General features: G+C 76.0%; 1 protein-coding gene and 1 pseudogene. Both read left to right on the forward strand.

Going from position 1 to position 1,091, the window contains the following annotated elements:
• Nucleotides 1–772: pseudogene (locus D7V93_RS43365) on the forward strand (PKD domain-containing protein); the annotation flags it as partial.
• Between the two features lie 27 nt (nt 773–799).
• Nucleotides 800–1,091, forward strand: a 292-nt coding sequence (locus tag D7V93_RS43370) for a MoaD/ThiS family protein (protein WP_147451696.1), incomplete at its 3' end; no start/stop codon positions are given.

Here is a 1,091-nt window from a genome sequence, read left to right on the forward strand (position 1 = left end):
GCTGGGCGCGACGCGGGGCCCGGGCTCCGCGCTGCTGGGGCGCGCGGCGGCGGGGCCGGTGGCGGCGGCGCAGCTCTCCGTGCCACCGGAGGAGCTGGCGCGGCTGGTGTTCGGCTCGCCGGGTTCGCCCCGGCGCCAGAAGACGCTGGAGCGCTGGCGCACGCAGGGGCTGGACGCGGAGGCCCTGCTGAAGGCGCTGCGCGGCGACGTGGCGATGCTCGTGTACTTCGACGCGGCGGCCTTCTTCCAGAGCTTCATCCGCGACCAGCGCCCGGCCCCCAAGGGCACGGTGGTGATGGAGGCGGGCCTCACGTCGGTGGCGCCGGTGCTCCAGCTCGTCCAGAAGCAGCTCCAGGACAACGCGCTCGTCTTCCAGAAGGAGGCGCAGGGGAGCACCACGCGCTTCCGCACGCGGCTCTTGGAGCAGCCGGTGTCGCTCACGCTCACCCCGGAGCGCGCGACGCTGGAGGCGGGCGAGGTGCTGTCCGGCCGGGAGACGGGCGACGTGGGCGCGACGCTGCGCACGCGCTTCGGCGCGGAGGCGTTCGGGCCGGGGCACCTGTCGCTGATGGTGGACCTGGGCCGGCTGCGCTCGGACCTCGCGAGCGCGCGCTCGGTGCCGGGCGTGCCGCAGGGCCAGTTGCTCGCGAGCCAGGTCTTCGTCGGGGCGCTGCTGGAGCGGCTGACCCCGCTGGAGTACGGGTTCCTCGACTTCGCTCCGGCCGACGGCGGGGGCCGCCTCCAGGGCCGCGTCGTGTTGCGCGAGCGCTAGCCGTCAGAAGGGGAGGGCACCCAGGCCATGGCCGTCACCGTGCTGTACTTCGCCGCGGCCCGTGAGCGCGCGGGTGTGTCGCGGGAGTCCCTGGACGTGCCCGGGGGCGCTCGCGTGTCGGACGTGCTGGCGCTGCTCGCCGCGCGTCACCCGGCGCTGACGCCGCTCCTGCCGCACCTGCGCGTGGCGGTGCAGCAGCAGTTCGTGGGCCTGGACGCGCCGGTGCCCCCGGACGCGGAGCTGGCGCTGATTCCCCCCGTGGCCGGAGGCTCGCCGGGGCTGTTCGCGGTGGTGGACCGGCCGCTCGTGCTCTCGCAGG

This window comes from Corallococcus llansteffanensis (genome assembly GCF_003612055.1).
Lineage (GTDB): Bacteria > Myxococcota > Myxococcia > Myxococcales > Myxococcaceae > Corallococcus > Corallococcus llansteffanensis.